Here is a 16,997-nt window from a genome sequence, read left to right as displayed (position 1 = left end):
TTAATTATATCTTTATTATCTTGTTTATTGTTGTGAGTTTTATCCTTGATTAAGGAAGAGAGAAGAAGGAAGTTCGGCAACGAGCCGTCTACGGGATTTAACGGATGTAACGGATGGATGCTGAGGTTCGAGGAAAGAAGGAAGAGGTTGGATGTTGGAGGTTCGAGGGACGTTCGGCAACGATCGCGCGATCGGGATTTAACGGATGGATGTTGAGGAAAAAGACAGGAGGGGGAAACAAAAAGGAGTAATAATCAACGGGGAGGAGGAAAGAGGGAAGGAGAAGAAACCAGAAAAATCACAAGATAAGAAGTACAAAAATGGTACAAATACCATTTATTTATACATGGTATCTTCCCTCCAACCTTCTTCCTTCTTCCTTCTTCCCTCTTCCTTCTTCCTTCTTCCCTCTTCCTTCTTCCCTCCAACCTTCTTCCTTCTTCCTTCTTCCTTCTTCCTTCTTCCTTCTCCCTTCTATTAATCGCGGGCAATACCTTCGGATCGGGCAGCCAACTGCACTGCACCGGCGACAGCAATGGCAACTCTTTCGTCAAAAACAGACGGTATAATGTGTTCTTTGTCAAGCTGAGAAGGACTGACTAAAGAGGCGATCGCGTATGCTGCTTCCAAATACATACTGGGCGTAATCGTGGTCGCTTTGCAGTCCAAAGCACCTCGAAATATCCCCGGAAATGCCAAAACATTGTTAATTTGATTCGGGTAATCGCTGCGTCCAGTTGCTATGATCGCCGCATCTTCCATAATTAATTCGGGCTGAATTTCAGGAATGGGATTTGCCATTGCAAAAACAATGGGATTCTCGGCCATCGAACGCACCATCGAACGGGTGACTACGCCGGGGGCGCTGACGCCTAAAAATACATCGGCACCGGCGATCGCATCTTCCAAAGTACCGCTCGAAGCCACGGCAAATTCTAGTTTTTCTGGGTTCATATCCGTGCGGTCTTCGGAGAGAACGCCTTTGGAGTCGCACATGATGATGTTTTGGGCACCTGCTTTACGCAACAACCGGGCGATCGCGACTCCGGCCGCACCGGCTCCGTTAATCACGATACACACTTCTGCGATGGTTTTTTTGACGATTTTCAAGGCATTAATTAATGCTGCCAAACTAACAATCGCAGTGCCGTGCTGGTCGTCGTGAAAAATCGGAATATCTAAGGTTTCCCGCAATCTTGCTTCGATTTCAAAGCAGCGGGGAGAAGAAATATCTTCGAGGTTAACGCCGCCAAAAACCGGGGCGATATTCTGCACTGTGCGAATAATTTCCTCGGTATCTTGGGTATTCAAACAGATAGGAAAGGCGTCAATACCTGCAAATTCTTTAAATAGCATGGCTTTGCCTTCCATGACTGGCAGTGCGGCGGCAGGGCCGAGGTTTCCCAGTCCCAAAACTGCGCTACCGTCGGTAACAATGGCAACAGTATTTTGTTTGATTGTGAGGTTATAAACTTGTTGGGGGTCATTGGCGATCGCCGTGCAGATGCGGCCGACTCCAGGGGTGTATGCCATTGCCAAATCTGACTGGCGTTTGAGGGAAATTTTGCTAACTACGCTGATTTTTCCGCCGCGGTGCAAGTTGAAAGTGCGATCGTACACGTCGATCACTCTGATATCCGCCAGCGCTTTCACTGCTTGCACTATTTCTTCATTGTGTTCGAGGCTGGAGGCATCGACGGTGATATCGCGAACGGTAGTGGCGCGGGTTTGCTCGATCAAGTCGATTTGGCCGAAGTTGCCGCCGACAGATGCGATCGCGCTGGTGACTCTTGCCAGCATTCCCGGCTGGTTCGGCAGAGCAACCCGAATTGTTAAACTAAAGCTGGGATTTGGTGTCAGTTTTACCATGATGTCTTGATTTCAGATTTGAGAATTTCAATCTTAGATTTTATCGCCAATGTTAGGCATAAAATTTAATAATTTAAATTTTCAACTGAAATTTTTAACAAATTCTATGAGCCTGTGGTACGATCGCTCTGCACTGCCAGGGGTGTCGCTGAAAAATTGCTCTTTTTTTGAGTAAAGCTTTGCTCTGTTTCTAGCTGGTGACTCTCCCACAAACAGCCTCTTTTCTGTCAATTTCTCAGCGAACCACGAATATGAAGCGCGGGGGTAGAAACCGGGTTTCTGAGGTCAATCGATTTTAGATTTTAGATTTTAGATTTTAGAATTGAAGCATTGACCCCACGGATAAATTCGGGGGCTTGTATCCTGAATGCTTTCGGTCAAGCTGCGGAACTCTTATCTATTTTTGAGAATATTTCTGCTTATTCTGAACATCAGCAGATATTTCGCAAAAATCTATTTTGCAGCGATACCGCCTAATTCCTGCTGCTGTCTTTTGAAGCGAGACACCCAGGAGAGTTGATGCGGCTTTTTGGTGGCCTTTATTGGAAATGTAAAAAGTAGATGCACGGCTGTTTGAGCCGGCAGGTAAAAATCTGAGCGACTGACAAGCTGGCCTTTGATATATATTTTGTCTGGTTTAACAGTGGCCAAGGATTGCGAGTGCAACCTTGCAAACGCTCTAAATTACCTGCACGCTTTGCCCGATAATTCCAGGGAGTGTAACTAACAGACAATCTACCCCGCGCCGACACCGGCACAGCTTGGGCCGAACCGTGTTGAGTTGCTGGTTGCTAACTGTCAATTTTACCGATCGGCCGCAGCATCGGCCCATATAATTGTAAAGAATTTGCAAGCCAGACAATCCGGGGGAACATTTTCTAAGTTTTGCAGATCGACTGATTGCTCTGCCTCGCTGCCGGCGGGAAGTATGCACAGGGCAACCTGTCCGACTCCTGCCATGAGTTCGGCAACTCGCTCCAAAATACTGTCCATTTTGTCAATTAGTTGCTCTGCTGCATCGAGACTTGGCGCGATGATGAAAAAGGTTTTGACTCCATCGGGACAGGGAGCGAAGCCAAGGGTACACTCTCGTAATAGTGCTTGGGTGGAGAGACTGAAACCGTCGTAGAAGCGAGCGATTACTGCTTGATAAAAGACTTGGGTCAGAGAGCGATCGCCAAAAATAGGTTGAGATAACATAACTACTTCCTTTCGTAGGATTTTTGGGTGCATTGAAAAAATTTTAACATACCTTAATGTAAGGGATTTAACTAAACGATCTAGCGATCGAGATCATGCACTAGATGTGACATTTTTTAATTTGTGTAGCGATCGCAACTGTGATAAAATGTACTATGTGTTAGCGCTGCCAGTGATTTTGATCCGATCAGCAGCTCAAAGCTAAGTACAAAATTTCCTAGTAGGTGGGGAGAGGGCCAGAGGGCCAGAGGGATAGGGGGAGAGGGAAATTACCTAAGTGGTAAGAGTATTATTGGCAAAAAGTGCTTAATCTAGAGTTTAAAATAAACCTCCAATCAAAATATTCAAGATGAACTCGATCGCCCAACAGTTAAAAGCAAAATTTGAAAAAGCATTCACCGCTGCATTCGGCGAAAGTTATGCAGGTGCAGATCCGATGCTAGCCGCCGCCAGCAATCCCAACTTTGGGGACTTTCAGTGCAATGCGGCGATGAGTTTGGGGAAAAAGTTAGGAAAGCCCCCACGGGCGATCGCCTCGACAATCATCGAAAACCTAGATATTGCTGACATCTGCGAAACCCCTGAAATCGCCGGGCCCGGTTTTATCAATTTGAAGCTGAAACCGGCTTATTTGGAAGCGCAAATTAGTGCGATGGCCGCCGACTCGCGTTTGGGGATTGAACCCGCGAAAACGCCTCAGACAATCGCGATCGACTTTTCCAGTCCGAATATAGCCAAAGAAATGCACGTCGGACATTTGCGATCGACAATCATCGGAGATGCGATCGCCCGCACCCTCGAATTCCAAGGCCACGACGTACTCAGAATCAACCACATCGGCGACTGGGGCACGCAATTCGGAATGCTGATCGCATATTTGCGCGAAGTTCACCCCGAAGCCCTCACAACCGCTGACGCCCTAGACTTAGGCGATTTAGTCGCATTTTACCGCCAAGCAAAACAGCGCTTCGACGCAGACGAAACCTTCAAAGAAACCGCCCGCCAAGAAGTAGTAAAACTGCAAGCAGGCGCCGAAGACACCCGCCGCGCTTGGAAATTGCTGTGCGATCAATCGCGCCGCGAATTCCAAGTAATATACGACTTGCTCGATATCAAATTAACCGAACGCGGCGAATCGTTTTACAATCCTTTATTGCCCGCAGTAGTCGAAGATTTAACCAATCTAGGTTTGCTAGTAGAAAGTGACGGCGCGAAATGCGTTTTTGTAGACGGTTTCACCAATAAAGAAGGCGAACCACTGCCGCTAATCGTCCAAAAAACCGACGGCGGCTACAACTACGCCACAACAGATTTAGCAGCAGTGCGCTACCGCATCCAAAAAGACAATGCAAAGCGCTTAATTTACGTCACCGATTCGGGACAAGCAAACCACTTTGCCCAAGTATTTGCAGTAGCCAGAAAAGCCAATTGGATTCCTGAAGATGTCGAAATTGTCCACATTCCCTTCGGTTTGGTATTGGGAGAAGACGGCAAAAAACTCAAAACTCGTTCTGGGGAAACGGTGCGGTTGCAGGATTTGTTAGATGAGGCGATCGTCCGCACGCGCCAAGATTTAGAAGAGAGATTAAAAGCAGAAGAAAGACAAGAGACTGAGGAATTCATTGCTAACGTATCTCGAACAGTTGGTTTGAGTGCCGTTAAGTATGCCGATTTAAGTCAAAATCGCGCCAGCAACTATATTTTCAGTTACGACAAAATGCTCGCATTGCAAGGAAATACCGCTCCTTATATGCTGTATGCTTATGTGCGCGTGCAGGGAATTCGCCGGAAAGGTGAGATTGATTTCGAGAATTTAGATGCTGGTGCGAAAGTGATTTTGCAATCAGATGCCGAGTTGGTATTGGCAAAGCATTTATTGCAGTTGAATGAAGTTGTGAATGCTGTGGGCGGCGATTTGTTGCCGAATCGAATTTGTCAGTATTTGTTTGAATTGAGTCAAAAGTTCAATCAATTTTTTGAGCAATGTCCGGTTTTGAAAGCTGAGGAACCGTTGCGGACTTCGCGGTTAATTTTGTGCGATTTGACGGCGAGAACTTTGAAATTGGGTTTGGAGTTGTTGGGGATTAAGGTATTGGAAAGGATGTAATCTAAGGTTTGTAGTGAGGACTTTAGTCCTTCCAAAGCGATGTAGGGGCGGGTTAACCAACAATAATTGCCTGAAACCAACCATCTCGAAAACCCGCCCCGGCCTGATTACTTGCTCTTTTATTTTAATGTCAAGAGAATTGTATTTTTCCCAAAAGGAAGGAAGGGTGGCAGATTTCATAACTCATTGAGTCTCATTTCCTGTGCCTTTCCTTCAGCAATTTCTTGTTTTGCGCGTTGGGCAGCAGCCACAAGTTGCGGTTGCGTTTTCTTGAAAGATTCGTCCCATTGAAGCTCATCTTTTAAGTCTGCGATATACTCTTTCAAGTATTCCGCTACTTGCTGCTGTAAAGTTTCTGGCAGAGACTGCATCATCTCGATCGCTGCATCAATACCTTCCCACAGTTCAGAAAGCGGTACAGTCTCTCCTGTCATTGCTTCGTGCCATCCTTGGCGAAAACAGTCTTCGGTTGACTTCAGCGGTTCCTCATCCGCAAGAACAATAACGCGAACTCGGCGATCGGCAAATTTGGCTGATTGCGCTACAATTTCTTCCCACGTTCCCTCTAGTTCTAGTAGTTGTGTTGTCATTTTTTTCATGGAATTGTGACTAAGTTTATTTTAGCGTGTGAAGAAGTGCGATCTAGTAGAATAACAGCAGCTTAAGGAATTATGGAGAAGAATTTAGAATTACTTTAATACCTTTTTCCAGTTTCTTAATTTCTGCCCATTGGGCATCAATCCAGGCTCTTTCAGCCTGACGTTGTGCAGGTGTTTCTTGCTGATATCTATCTTGCTTTTCGAGAAATTCATTGTAAAATCTCATGGCTTTAACCAAAGCTTGACTTCCTAGTTTCAATCTGTCATCAAAGATTGCATTGATGAAATTATCGATCGCGGTTGAAACCTGCTTTTTGAAATTTACAACCTCTTCCCATAAAAGATCGCCTAAACGGTATTTGGATAAATTATCCATAGCTATAATAAGTACAGACCTCAGTGATTTGGTATTCTCAGGCAAGTAAACAGTCGGCTGCTCAAATTTATTTGCTATCTGGCTAAAAGTGAAATTAATTTGATGATTCCACACATCTTTTGTCTGCTTATCTAAATTTTGGAAATACTGGGTAAGCACTTTTAAGTTAATCGTGCTAAGGTCTTGATCAACCAGATCCAGGCTGCGCTTAATGATTTGATGGATTTCCATACAAACAAGATTCATAACGATGGGAATATCTTTAATAAAATCATCCTTTTCTTTCCAGCCAATTCCTTTTTTGTGTTTTTTTGCTGCATCAATAAACCACTTTTGTTTCACGCGAACATCAAATATTTTATCCCAATAATCTTGAGATTGAGCGCTCGCCGAACTTTGACATTGACGACCTAGTTCATTAATTCTGACATGACAGCCGCTCAGTTCCCCAAGCTGTTGCCATATTTCCTGTTTTGAAGCTTGGATAATCCCAAGTTTACAAGTCCAAACGTCTTCAGCGCGATCGATATCGTTCCGGCATTTTTGCACAACTTTCTCAAGTCTGGTAGCTGATCCCATCAATTCATCGAACCCAGGCTGGACTGACTTAATCACGGTTGTAGCAGATTCCTTAATCTCTAAGGATTTATAATCATCCGCCGCGACGACAGCCGCAGATTGGGCGATGTTCTGAAATGCTTGCATGAATTCGTTCATTTAAGTAATTCCACTGTAGACTGACACAGTTAACCATAATCATATAATATACTATAATATGTAATATCAATCGCTATTCAGGTAAAAAATATGATTTTTGTGTTTCCTCCTCACATACAGGCTGGCATCATCTCCGGCACTTATGAAGTCGTGAAGAATAGTGCAGGAGTATTATTGGGAATTGCTAGAGATACGGAAACAGGTCGCTTTGTAGGTTCGGCAATTGGTATGGTTGCCGAGCCGTTGTTCGCTATTCCAGATAGTGCAGGAGTATTATTGGGAATAGCTAGAGACTTGGCAACAGATCGCTTTGTAGGTTCGGCAATTGGTATGGTTGCCGAGCCGTTGTTCGCTATTCCAGATTTTGTATTAGGTGTAGCGCAAATGGTTCAAACAGACCTGGGTTTTCAAGAAACTTACAGAAGACTAGATGTGATTCAGTATGGCTTAAACTCTCTCTCGGCTAATGTGGGCATTCTGTCAGCATCTACTGCCGTCATTGGTGTCGGTGTGGTGGCCATAGCTGCACTGTCAGCCGTTAACCTTCATCAGACATTGAAAATGAGGGAAGATATTAAGGAATTGAAGCTAACAGTTACACATGGTTTTATTAGTATAGAGGCACTGCTGAGAGACCAAAAAGCAGAAGTTATTGCTGAAATTAAACTGTTAGCTGAAAGCATTAATTTTGAGCACCATCGTTTAATCTTAAGTCAAGCTTATCAGAAATTTGCGATGGCACAGAGACTAATTCAAAGTGCTTTATTAATGGAAGATAAACATACCAGAAATTCTACCTTAACAAGTGCACAACACATTTTAGCTAATGCTTTAGCTGACTATAATAATCCTGAATTATTCAAAGCCACTTGTGCAGTTGGCTATCTTCGTAGAGTTGAATGTGCTTGGGCAATTGAGCAGACAATTTCATTAACTTATCAATTGCTGAACGAGCCTGCATCTGTAAGTAATTCCCTTTCCCACCTCCAAGAAAGAATACGCCAAGACATTCTCACCGTTATTGAGCGCTGCACAAAAGATGAAATTGATTTTATATTTCCAGAAATCACACGGATTTATAATCAGGATCTAGTAGTTTTGAACTCTTGGCAAAATCAGGTAGATTGGATGCTAAGTTTATCGGCTGATGAGCGTAAACAATTGGCTAGTTTAAATATGGAAACGACACCAGTTTCAAATACTAATCAAGAAATTGCTATAATGGCAGAACCAGAAGAAATTGCGCTCTACGAAAACTTGCAGCAAAAATCCCACTTCAAATCACTACGCGATCAATTGCGATTTTTGATAAAACCTAGCTTGCGTCAACAACATGAATCTTATATCAGTCAGAAAGCAACTACCTCTGGCTATAAAGCTTTAGCCCCCTCAAATTGGCAAGAAGTCAATGATTTAACTGTTGCTAACCTCTACTGGTATTTTCAAGGAAATGATGAATCAGCAAAGCAGACCGCAACAACATAGCCCTAGTTTGTCACTAATCAGCGAGTCGTGCGGCTGGAATTGGGTCTGTAGCTGAAGGTAAATCAACTTGTAGGGTGCGTCAGACTAAATTATAGATTGACAAAATAAGGGTTTGGGACTCTGACGCACCCTACTCTATATGCGAGTTGCTACATTAAATTAAAAAATGTGAATTTTAAGTTATTGGCTGAAACCTATTTCGCTTAAAGCCTTTCAGCTAATCTACAGCTTACACCACATTCATCTAAATACGATCGACTACATTCAAATCGAGCATTTACGGCTTTTTGTTAACAATCAAGCTCTCCAAGATGCCTTTAAACATTGTTACGACAATTTGGTGATCGTTGCGATATCTCACAAAATTTTCCAACTTGCGCGCAGATTTTAGTTAAGTTTAATATTATTTAAACACAACTATTGCATCGGTAACAAACTTATAGTAAATTTACAATTTATCGGGGAATGCACAGCCATTACCTATTAATGCCTCCTCGATAAAAATTAAAAACATGAACGAAACAAAAGTTTTCGGAATGCCAGCAGAAAAAGGCCGCTGGTTGTTCGTTCCGCTGGGAATCACGGTCTTGCTTTGTCTGGGTACAGTTTATTCTTGGAGTATCTTTAGAAAGCCGCTAGAAAAGCAGCTCGATATCGGTGCAACGGATAGTTTATTGCCGTTTACCGTATTGTTAGTAGTTTTTGCCGTACTGATGCCAATTACCGGCTTTTTTATCGATCGCTACGGTTCTCGCACCGTGACCGCAGTCGGCGGCGTCGTGACGGGAATCGGCTATATTTTATCGGCATTTGCACCTAATATTACTGTCCTGGTAGTCACCTATGGAATTATCGCCGGTGCCGGGGTGGGAATTGCTTACGGCGTACCGCTAGCAGTAGCAGCCAAGTGGTTTCCCGATAAAAAAGGATTGGCAGTTGGGCTAACAGTAATTGGGTTTGGTTTGTCGCCTTTAATTACCGCACCGATTGCCAAATATTTAATCGATACCTATCAAATAGCGCAAACGTTTCTGATTTTAGGCATCGCTTTTACCGTCATTATTTTGGCAATTTCGACCGTTTTGAAAATGCCGCCAACTGGATGGACGCCTGCGGGATTTGCGGCCGCCCGATCGGGAACAGCGGTAAATAGCCAGATCGCACCGATGATGAAATCTCCCGCATTTTACGGGCTGTGGGTGTGCTACACAATTGGCACGCTGGTGGGATTGGGCGCGATCGGAATTTCTTCTTCCGTGGCGCAGGAAATTATTAAATTAGACGCCGGAACGGCTGCGGCAACGGTTTCTCTGTTTGCCATATTTAACGGTATGGGGCGTCCGATGTTTGGTTGGATAACCGATCGATTTAAGCCAAAATATGCCGCAATCGCCAACTACATTCTCATCTTAATCGCATCGATTATGATGACTCAGGCGGGCGTTGGACAAGTCGCAACTTATATCATTGCGTTTTGTTTGTTCTGGCTGTCGTTAGGAGGATGGCTGGCGATCGCGCCCACGGCAACTTTAACTTTATTCGACCCCACAGACTACGCGAAAAACTACGGCATTGTGTATACAGCCTACGGAGTTGGAGCGTTTTTCGGTACAATTGCTGCGGGGAAAATTCGCGATACTTTTGGCAGCTATACCAACGCTTTTTACATTACGGCAATTCTTGCGGTTGTTGGCATCATCACCGCCGTGTTTGCGCTGAAGGGAGGGGTTAAAATTGCAGCCGAAGCCGATGTTTCTTAATCGGGACTGGCGTACCCCCGATCGAAGAAACCGGGTTTTTTAGGAAAATATGGGATTTGAGCCGTGAATATCGGTGAACAACCCAGTTTCTCGGCTTTTCCAATTTTCTAAGATATCTTTAAACATCTTTACAGCAATTTGGCGATCGTTATCTCTCACAAATATATCGTAATTGGGACTTGAGTTAATTTCAATTAACCAATATGCTCCGTTTTTATCTAGTGCTATGTCAAGCCCCGCATAATTAATCGCAATTTCTGCAAAAACAGGTTTAACAAAATCTTCAATCTCAGACATGAGATTTGGATTAATTATATGTTTGGCTTTCGCACCTTCCCAGTGCAGCGGGCTTAAATTCCCCGCAAATTTCGCCTGAGATTTGTCTTTCTCGTACAGCAAAACTAGCTTTTCTTTGCAGAATACAGCGCGATATTCGTGGACAATTTCGATATATTCTTGAGCTAGCGCCACATAGTCATAATCTTTGCTGTTGACGTTAAATATAATTTCTAGGGCTTCTTTAATTTGCTCTGTAGTTTTACATAAAAAAACATTGTTGCCACCAGCACCGCGATTTCTTTTGAGAATCACCGGGAAAGCGAATTTTTTGTTTACTTCTAAAACTATTGATTCAATATCTGGGAAACTCAAATACTTTTTATACTTCTCCTCGCAGTGAGGCGAGACAAAACCGAGAGTTCTGGGAGTATTTATATTGCCGTTTAATAGTTGATAAGTATATTCTTTGTCTTTAAAAATTTCTGCTACTGACGCGCTGTTAAATGGCGTCATGTAATTGACAAAATAATATTCTTCGCCGCCATGTTTGAGTCTAATCAAGTTTTGGGAAGGATGCAGGATTTCGTAAGGGATATTTAATTCCTCACAAGCCGCCAGCAGGATTTGAATATTGGTTAGCATAAAATGCAATTTCAATTGTGAATTTTAACTTTCATTGTTTTTCATTTAAGGCTTTTTGCAGATATTCAAAAGTTTCTCGCTGTTCTTCTTCATCTCCTTCTTTTGCCCATTTATCTAGCCATTCTATTGCAGCTAAATTATTCTGCATTTGTTCTTCCTTCGTCCTTTTCGGAAGCAGAGGCAAGGTATTGCTATTAAAAGGATTTATCCATTGACTTAATCGCATATCGACCACTTCAGCGATTATGGCTTTCAGTTCTTCAACTGTCAGGTCTGCTACTCGTTTGGTTTCCATTTTGCAACCTCATTCTTTCAAAGTTATCTGAAAAAGTTGAGATTCGAGAATCTCTCTCAAACCTCAAATTCTATCAAATTCTATCCAAACAACCGCTGTTGTCCGTTGGCCGCATCTTTCCCGGCATAAATCTCGCGAGTTCCCTTGGGAATGTAAATCCAATCGAATTCTTGCAAGCGGTTTGTTAAATTGGAAATGCTCACTCCCAATTCATCTCTCATTTTGTATAAATGCGACCACTTAGTTAAATCGCGTCCCTGTCTTTTTTCCTCCAAAATACACCGAGGCATCAACAAACAGCTTGCAAAATATTGCGCTTGCCATTCGATCGACAAAACCTTATTATCCGCACTCGCACCCCGACAAACAAACGGTTCCTCGACATCAGATGCCGTTTTTCCTTCATTCCCTAAGTTTAATTCCAACTGTTCCACAGTGCCGTCTGCTTCGTCTTGATTGACGTGTAGCACCCAGTGGCCGATTTCGTGGGCGATCGTCGATTCGATGAACCCCGGCGGTTTTTCGAGAATCTGTTCGTTGATTTCGATTAACCGCTGCTGCGGCAAAATCCTCGCCGCGATCGCACCTTCTTCATCCGGCTCAATGCACTCCCAAACTACGCCCAAATCCAGAAAATCAGCAACCGTTGTCGCATCAAAAGGCCATCTCGGAGCAAAATTTTGCGTTTTCTGCATCTGCATCAAGATGTCATTTGCCAAACGCTCGATCGATTCTTTGGGATAGAAGCAATACGGCTTAAAAATACTCACTATGAGGGGCCTCTCTTACGCTTCAAAAGACTGTTTGAGCCAATCTGGATTTTCTTGCATTCGGCGGAAAAGAGCCTGCATTTCCTTCGGATTCTGCTTCAGCAGCGCTTCGTACTGCTGCGGCAGTCTCCCGGCCAGGAAAATCAATTCCTCTTCGTTTATGTCTAGATTCCGCGCTAATGCTCGGATTACCTCCTCTTTTGGCGCATAATCCGCTCGATCGTTCTCCAACTTCGACAAATAAGTAAAGTCCACACTTAGCATAGCTGCTAGCTCACGTTGTGAGTAAGCTTTGTCCTTGCGAGCTTGACGGATCAGTCTTCCAAATGTTTGTTCCACGGTTTTTCGCCTCCTGACAAGCATTCTAGCCTGTTTTGATGAAAAGTTCAACAAAACACTTGACGGGAAAATCAACCCGCGCTACCATGAGGTTAGTTGACGGTTTAATCAACCAACGGAGCCTGACTGGTAGGGTTAAGGGTGCAAATTAGCCCAGCTCACACGCTACATATAGCGTCGTCAACTTCAGAGGAGTGAGAAGCGCTGGGCGTCAAAACGCTTGTACGCAGCAAATAAGGAGGAGCAGATCGCAAATGCTGAGAACCTGGACAGACACGCATTACAAGCTCGAAGACGATGACTGGCTATACATCGCCACCCACGAAGAACAAAGCTCAGCCTCACTGGTTTGTCCCGGCTACGCGCGGGATGGCGAAGGCTTCAGCATCCACTTCACCCCAGCGCACCTAGAAACGTTAGAGCATTTGCTCGCCGCGCTGCGGATTATCAAAGCTCAACAAGAGGCGATGCTTGAGTATACCTATCCCGAACCAAAAGCAACAACACATCTCATTAGGTAATCGAAGGAAGAAGGAAGAAGGAAGAAGGAAGAAGGAAGAAGGAAGAGGGAAGAAAAATAATTCGATTGTTGTGAGTTCCCAATTCCCAATTACCGATTCCTAATTGTCAGAACATAAATCAATAACTAAGGAAAAACGAACAATGACTAAAACACAAGAAAGACCTACATTTTCAGTATTTGGTGCCAAACCGAGCAATGCTTTGCTAGTACCGGAAATCCCGATCGCAGTACGTAACAATTGCCAAAGTGGCCAGTGGGCGATCGGCGACACCGACTACGGTTCCAAGTGTTCCATGACAATCCTCAAATTCTCCAAATTCTTCGGTTCCCTCGGTCAAACTTCCCACACATTGTGGGGTCAACTGTGGTTTGTCGCAGAAAGTGGCGAATTGCCGCAAGGAGTAGTCATGGTGACATACATCAAAAACCGCAGCTTGAACGATTTTAACCGTTTGGTAGCATCAGTTCAATCTCGCGGCGTAGAGCCTGCAACAGGAATTTTTGTTCCCGAATTTGTCAAGCATTCCGGTCAGAAACCCGACGACAGCGGAGTAGTAAAACCGATCAACTACTACAGCTTGAAATGGTCTTGGAACGAGCGGAAAGATTGGGCGGTTATCGACCAAGCCGCAGCAGTTTTGTCCGATTCTAGCAATCAATCGCGGATGATTGACTTAGAAGGAACAAGGGCTATGGTGTGTTTAGATAACCTGCCGGCGCAGCAAGTTGCCTGCTTGATGGCTGCTCACGCTAGCGGTGAAAACGATGCTATGGCTTTGAATTCCAACGGCAGTATGTCGCTACCGCCAGCCGAAGACCAATTAACTGCTGACTTGTTCTAATTTTGTTGTAAAGGCGCGATTTAATCGCGCCTTTGCCATAACTGTTACAACAGACTGAAATGAAGAAATTAACCAAGCTAAAAACCAAACCAAACCTGCAAGAAAGCCGTTTGAGAGAGAATCTTGAGCTGCTAGACCAAATTCGGACAGACGCAGTTAACGACATCGAAAGTCTCACCGAAGGCTTCCAGCACATGACTTTAGTAGCCGAATCAGTCCAGCGGAATTACCGAGCTTTGTTAGCCGAAAATCAATTGCTAAAAGGCGCACTTTTAAGTATAATTGATGAGTGCGGCTGCTGGCAAGGAAATCGGTGCGATCGCTGCTGGAAAATTCTCAGAACTCTAGCCAGCGCCAATCCCGAAGAAAAACCCGACGCAGCCAGAAAATACCAAGCTATTCTCAGCCAACTCCGCAACTTTGAATAACTGAAAACGTTTCACTAAAAAATCTCGAAAACTTAGAATCAGGAGAAGAAACAATTATGACAGTAGCAACTGCCAAGGATAGCAAAGCCCAAATTTTGCAAAACTTTCAGCAGATTTTAGCCGACAAGAAAAAGATCGAATCCAAAGTCGAAACCAAAGAACAGTCAGCCGAAAAAGCCAAAAACAAACAACTCCTCGAAGTCGCTTCCACCTACACAATTGACAGCATCGTCAAAGGCTTGGCAGACTTGCAATTAGATTTCGGCAGCATCATCAGCGGACTTTCCGAAAAACTGAAGGCGGAATCTTCCAAATTAGACGAATTAAAACGCGCGATCGAAATTGAAGCCCAACAATTGCAAGAATTGCAGCAAATCCGAGTTGTAGCAGACGCCCTCCACATTTTAACTCAAGAACACCGAGAAAAATTGACTCTGCTCGAACAAAACAGCGCCAACCAGCGCGAACTTATCGAAAAAGACACGACCCAAAAACGCAAGATTTGGGAAAAAGAACAGCAAGAGTTTGACATAGCAATTCAAGAACAAATTGCACTAACAACAAAAGAACACCAGCGGGAAACAGCAGATTATCACTACGAATTAGAACGCACCCGCAAAGTCGAAACTGACGAATACGAAGAAACAAAACGCAAACTAGAACGGGAATTGCAACAATCTACTCGCGAAAAAGAGAAAAACTGGGTAGAACGCGAACAAGTCCTGAGTGACAATCAAGCTGAGTTTGAAGAGAATCAAAAGAAAGCCGCTGGATTTGAAGAAGAACTGAAACAGGCTTATGTCAAAGCCAAAGAAGAATCTATTCAAGAAGTTTCCCGCGAAGCTAAAGTCAAGGCAGATTTAGTGGAGAAAGAATGGGAAAGCACTAAGCAAGGATATGAATTGAAAGCGCAATCTTTGCAGCAGACTATTGAGCGACAAACCGAACAAATTGCCGAAATTTCCGCGCAACTCCAAGCGACTATGAAGCAAGCGCAAGACTTGGCAATGAAAGCTTTTGCCAGCAAAGCTTAAAACCCAGTAAGGTGTGCAATACACACCTTACGAAAAAATGACAGAAATTTTCCCAACAATTAAGGAATGAAAAGTCATGAACAAAAGAGTTAGCGACAAAAGCACCAAGGCTGAAATTTTAGAAGCGTACAAGGAAGCAGCGCAAGAAAAAGCGCTGTTAGAATCGCAAATCCAACAGCTAAACGCTTCCCAAAAGCAAAAACCAGCCCCAGAAAAACCTATTGTGGAGGCACAAAAACCAATGGCTTTAACTCAAAATCCACAAAAAATGCAGTCCACAATCGACAATTTAATCTTACTGCAATTTGGCTTTGGTGGGGCTGTCAGCGAGTTGTCTGAAAAATTAACTTCAGAAGCTGCTAAAGTCGAAGAATTGCGGCGCACTGTGGGCGAGGAAATTCAACAACTGCAAGAGTTGCACAGTTTAGAAGATGTTGCAGAAGATACGCTGGACAATTTAATTCAACAGTACGAAGAAAGCGCGAAAACTTTTGCTGGCGAACTCAGTGAACAGCGCGAAACTGTTGAACAGGAATTGTTGGAACGCCGGCAAGCTTGGGAAAAAGAGCAGGAACTGCAAAAGTTGGCCGTTAAAGAACGCAATGAGAATCATCAAAAAGCTCGCGATCGGGATGAAGAGTTGTATGATTATGATTTGAATCTTCAGCGAAATCTGGACATCGAAGAATACGAACAGCGCCAGAAAAGGCTGTATCAAGAAATCGAAGAGTTTCAGCAAGAACAGGAGAAACAGTGGGCGGAACGCGAAAAATCTATTTCGGAACGGGAAAAACTTTATGCTGAGGTGAAAGCTAAGGTAGAAGCTTTCCCGAAAGAATTGGAAGCTAATATCAAGAACGGGAAAGATAACGGCCGCAATATTGGCAATTATCAAGCTAAAGTTAAGGCTGATTTGTCTGCTAAAGATATCGAAGGGCAAAAGCAAAATTATGAACTGCAAATTCAAGGGATGTTACAGACAATTCAAAATCAAGATGCGCGCCTTGCTAGCTTGTCGAAACAATTGGATTCTGCTTTGAAACAGGTTCAAGATTTGGCGGTGAAGGCGATTGAGGGCTCATCGAATTTGAGTTCTTTGCAAGCAGTGAGGGAAATTGCGATCGAACAAGCGAAGACTCAGCAAAAAAATAAGTAGATAAGTAGTCCCTTTAGATACCCGATTTCTTGAAGAAGTCGGGTATCTGCCGTATTGAATGAGCGCATCACTCGGCGGTTGAAACCGCTCCTTGTCAAACGAAGTCCGCCTGCGCGGACTAAGAGAAAGTGCGTATTCTGTGTTGTTAGGTGGGTTTACTTAATTAGCTGCGATTAAGGATTAAGAACGGTTTAAGACTTTTCGCTTGCAGCAGATTTAGGAAACTTGCACTTTACCTCAATTTCTAAGTTGCCTTCTGCTGAACCTTCCGTAATGTAAGGGATGCCAGCTTTGCCACCCATTTTGATACCAAATTTCAGTGTTAGTTCTTCAACCTCAGCCGCACCAAAATCTTTAAAAGCCGTGACAGCATACATAGCATAACTGCGAATTAGCACGCGAGCTTGCTGCATCCGGTTAATCGCATCGCTTCGCACGTCCCTCTCTTCGTCAAAAGGACTATCCTCCTGTGAGGTTGCAGCTTCGTCAATTGTGACTTCGTATACTTCACCATCTGCTTTAAAAGCGAAACGCTGTAATTCTGACATAATGTTACCTTTTGTTAAGTTTGTGTAG

Annotated in this window: 19 protein-coding genes; 10 read left to right on the top strand and 9 right to left on the bottom strand. The window is 43.8% G+C overall.

All coding sequences use genetic code 11. From position 1 onward, the window contains the following. The first annotated feature begins 45 nt into the window (after positions 1–45). Both QUB35_RS05165 and QUB35_RS05160 read left to right on the top strand, forming a co-directional pair. Positions 46–216 (top strand): hypothetical protein, encoded by a 171-nt coding sequence (locus tag QUB35_RS05165; RefSeq protein ID WP_333139993.1) that lies wholly within the window; start codon positions 46–48, stop codon positions 214–216. Further along, positions 206–481, top strand: a complete 276-nt coding sequence (locus tag QUB35_RS05160) for a hypothetical protein (RefSeq protein ID WP_333139991.1) — start codon at positions 206–208, stop codon at positions 479–481. The genes QUB35_RS05165 and QUB35_RS05160 overlap by 11 nt, the downstream gene beginning before the upstream one ends. Here QUB35_RS05160 and QUB35_RS05155 read toward each other — a convergent pair. Then, positions 478–1,869 (bottom strand): malic enzyme-like NAD(P)-binding protein, encoded by a 1,392-nt coding sequence (locus QUB35_RS05155; RefSeq protein WP_333139989.1) that lies wholly within the window; start codon positions 1,867–1,869, stop codon positions 478–480. The two genes, QUB35_RS05160 and QUB35_RS05155, sit on opposite strands and share 4 nt — an antisense overlap. 804 nt (positions 1,870–2,673) lie before the next feature. Beyond that, positions 2,674–3,069: a hypothetical protein gene (locus QUB35_RS05150; RefSeq protein WP_333139987.1), complete on the bottom strand. Its 396-nt coding sequence runs from the start codon at positions 3,067–3,069 to the stop codon at positions 2,674–2,676. A 349-nt stretch (positions 3,070–3,418) separates the two neighbouring features. Here QUB35_RS05150 and argS point away from each other — a divergent pair, with 349 nt between their 5' ends. After that, on the top strand, positions 3,419–5,176 hold the full coding sequence (argS, locus tag QUB35_RS05145; RefSeq protein ID WP_333139985.1) for an arginine--tRNA ligase: 1,758 nt from the start codon (positions 3,419–3,421) through the stop codon (positions 5,174–5,176). A gap of 176 nt (positions 5,177–5,352) precedes the next feature. On the opposite strand, the gene QUB35_RS05140 is transcribed toward argS, so the two are convergent. Together QUB35_RS05140 and QUB35_RS05135 are read right to left on the bottom strand one after the other, a co-directional pair. Continuing rightward, positions 5,353–5,766 carry a hypothetical protein gene (locus tag QUB35_RS05140; protein ID WP_333139983.1) on the bottom strand — a complete coding sequence of 138 codons (414 nt, stop codon included), beginning with the start codon at positions 5,764–5,766 and terminating at the stop codon, positions 5,353–5,355. Between the two features lie 79 nt (positions 5,767–5,845). Further along, positions 5,846–6,868 carry a hypothetical protein gene (locus tag QUB35_RS05135; RefSeq protein ID WP_333139981.1) on the bottom strand — a complete coding sequence of 341 codons (1,023 nt, stop codon included), beginning with the start codon at positions 6,866–6,868 and terminating at the stop codon, positions 5,846–5,848. Between the two features lie 90 nt (positions 6,869–6,958). Between QUB35_RS05135 and QUB35_RS05130 the strand changes: the two genes are divergently transcribed. Next, positions 6,959–8,353: a hypothetical protein gene (locus QUB35_RS05130; protein ID WP_333139979.1), complete on the top strand. Its 1,395-nt coding sequence runs from the start codon at positions 6,959–6,961 to the stop codon at positions 8,351–8,353. A 512-nt stretch (positions 8,354–8,865) separates the two neighbouring features. Continuing rightward, positions 8,866–10,113 (top strand): L-lactate MFS transporter, encoded by a 1,248-nt coding sequence (locus QUB35_RS05125; protein ID WP_333139977.1) that lies wholly within the window; start codon positions 8,866–8,868, stop codon positions 10,111–10,113. Between the two features lie 39 nt (positions 10,114–10,152). Here QUB35_RS05125 and QUB35_RS05120 read toward each other — a convergent pair whose 3' ends face one another. The 4 genes from QUB35_RS05120 to QUB35_RS05105 form a co-directional block, all read right to left on the bottom strand. Beyond that, complete coding sequence (locus QUB35_RS05120) at positions 10,153–11,034, bottom strand: YheC/YheD family protein (RefSeq protein ID WP_333139975.1); 882 nt, start codon at positions 11,032–11,034, stop codon at positions 10,153–10,155. A 31-nt stretch (positions 11,035–11,065) separates the two neighbouring features. Beyond that, positions 11,066–11,329, bottom strand: coding sequence for a hypothetical protein (locus QUB35_RS05115; protein WP_333139973.1), 264 nt, complete (start codon positions 11,327–11,329; stop codon positions 11,066–11,068). A gap of 80 nt (positions 11,330–11,409) precedes the next feature. Next, on the bottom strand, positions 11,410–12,099 hold the full coding sequence (locus QUB35_RS05110) for an ImmA/IrrE family metallo-endopeptidase (protein ID WP_242716182.1): 690 nt from the start codon (positions 12,097–12,099) through the stop codon (positions 11,410–11,412). 15 nt (positions 12,100–12,114) lie between these two features. After that, entirely contained in the window at positions 12,115–12,438 is a 324-nt protein-coding gene (locus QUB35_RS05105; protein ID WP_006634885.1) for a helix-turn-helix domain-containing protein, read from the bottom strand. Positions 12,439–12,692: 254 nt separating this feature from the next. On the opposite strand from QUB35_RS05105, the gene QUB35_RS05100 reads away from it, so the two are divergent. The 5 genes from QUB35_RS05100 (at position 12,693) to QUB35_RS05080 (ending at position 16,421) form a co-directional block, all read left to right on the top strand. Next, complete coding sequence (locus QUB35_RS05100) at positions 12,693–12,959, top strand: hypothetical protein (RefSeq protein WP_006634886.1); 267 nt, start codon at positions 12,693–12,695, stop codon at positions 12,957–12,959. 142 nt (positions 12,960–13,101) lie between these two features. Continuing rightward, on the top strand, positions 13,102–13,803 hold the full coding sequence (locus tag QUB35_RS05095; RefSeq protein WP_333139971.1) for a hypothetical protein: 702 nt from the start codon (positions 13,102–13,104) through the stop codon (positions 13,801–13,803). A 59-nt stretch (positions 13,804–13,862) separates the two neighbouring features. After that, positions 13,863–14,231 (top strand): hypothetical protein, encoded by a 369-nt coding sequence (locus QUB35_RS05090; RefSeq protein WP_333139969.1) that lies wholly within the window; start codon positions 13,863–13,865, stop codon positions 14,229–14,231. Between the two features lie 56 nt (positions 14,232–14,287). After that, positions 14,288–15,265, top strand: coding sequence for a hypothetical protein (locus QUB35_RS05085; RefSeq protein ID WP_333139967.1), 978 nt, complete (start codon positions 14,288–14,290; stop codon positions 15,263–15,265). A 76-nt stretch (positions 15,266–15,341) separates the two neighbouring features. Next, positions 15,342–16,421, top strand: coding sequence for a hypothetical protein (locus QUB35_RS05080; RefSeq protein WP_333139965.1), 1,080 nt, complete (start codon positions 15,342–15,344; stop codon positions 16,419–16,421). Positions 16,422–16,612: 191 nt separating this feature from the next. Here QUB35_RS05080 and QUB35_RS05075 read toward each other — a convergent pair whose 3' ends face one another. Further along, positions 16,613–16,969, bottom strand: coding sequence for a CU044_2847 family protein (locus QUB35_RS05075; protein ID WP_333139963.1), 357 nt, complete (start codon positions 16,967–16,969; stop codon positions 16,613–16,615). Between the last annotated feature and the right edge of the window lie 28 nt (positions 16,970–16,997).

The sequence above is a fragment of the Microcoleus sp. B13-B6 genome (genome assembly GCF_036705405.1).
Taxonomy (GTDB): Bacteria; Cyanobacteriota; Cyanobacteriia; order Cyanobacteriales; family Microcoleaceae; genus Microcoleus.
Note: the sequence above shows the minus strand (reverse complement) of the source record. Positions and strands in the feature narration are given on the sequence as shown.

Bases quoted from the DNA above. Each gene is read 5' to 3' on its own strand.
- QUB35_RS05150 (WP_333139987.1), bottom strand. From the start codon at position 3,069: ATGTTATCTCAACCTATTTTTGGCGATCGCTCTCTGACCCAAGTCTTT.
- QUB35_RS05115 (WP_333139973.1), bottom strand. From the start codon at position 11,329: ATGGAAACCAAACGAGTAGCAGACCTGACAGTTGAAGAACTGAAAGCC.
- QUB35_RS05090 (WP_333139969.1), top strand. From the start codon at position 13,863: ATGAAGAAATTAACCAAGCTAAAAACCAAACCAAACCTGCAAGAAAGC.
- QUB35_RS05155 (WP_333139989.1), bottom strand. From the start codon at position 1,869: ATGGTAAAACTGACACCAAATCCCAGCTTTAGTTTAACAATTCGGGTT.
- QUB35_RS05135 (WP_333139981.1), bottom strand. From the start codon at position 6,868: ATGAACGAATTCATGCAAGCATTTCAGAACATCGCCCAATCTGCGGCT.
- QUB35_RS05160 (WP_333139991.1), top strand. From the start codon at position 206: ATGGATGTTGAGGAAAAAGACAGGAGGGGGAAACAAAAAGGAGTAATA.
- QUB35_RS05120 (WP_333139975.1), bottom strand. From the start codon at position 11,034: ATGCTAACCAATATTCAAATCCTGCTGGCGGCTTGTGAGGAATTAAAT.
- QUB35_RS05095 (WP_333139971.1), top strand. From the start codon at position 13,102: ATGACTAAAACACAAGAAAGACCTACATTTTCAGTATTTGGTGCCAAA.
- QUB35_RS05130 (WP_333139979.1), top strand. From the start codon at position 6,959: ATGATTTTTGTGTTTCCTCCTCACATACAGGCTGGCATCATCTCCGGC.
- QUB35_RS05075 (WP_333139963.1), bottom strand. From the start codon at position 16,969: ATGTCAGAATTACAGCGTTTCGCTTTTAAAGCAGATGGTGAAGTATAC.
- QUB35_RS05100 (WP_006634886.1), top strand. From the start codon at position 12,693: ATGCTGAGAACCTGGACAGACACGCATTACAAGCTCGAAGACGATGAC.
- QUB35_RS05085 (WP_333139967.1), top strand. From the start codon at position 14,288: ATGACAGTAGCAACTGCCAAGGATAGCAAAGCCCAAATTTTGCAAAAC.
- QUB35_RS05125 (WP_333139977.1), top strand. From the start codon at position 8,866: ATGAACGAAACAAAAGTTTTCGGAATGCCAGCAGAAAAAGGCCGCTGG.
- QUB35_RS05080 (WP_333139965.1), top strand. From the start codon at position 15,342: ATGAACAAAAGAGTTAGCGACAAAAGCACCAAGGCTGAAATTTTAGAA.
- QUB35_RS05140 (WP_333139983.1), bottom strand. From the start codon at position 5,766: ATGACAACACAACTACTAGAACTAGAGGGAACGTGGGAAGAAATTGTA.
- argS (WP_333139985.1), top strand. From the start codon at position 3,419: ATGAACTCGATCGCCCAACAGTTAAAAGCAAAATTTGAAAAAGCATTC.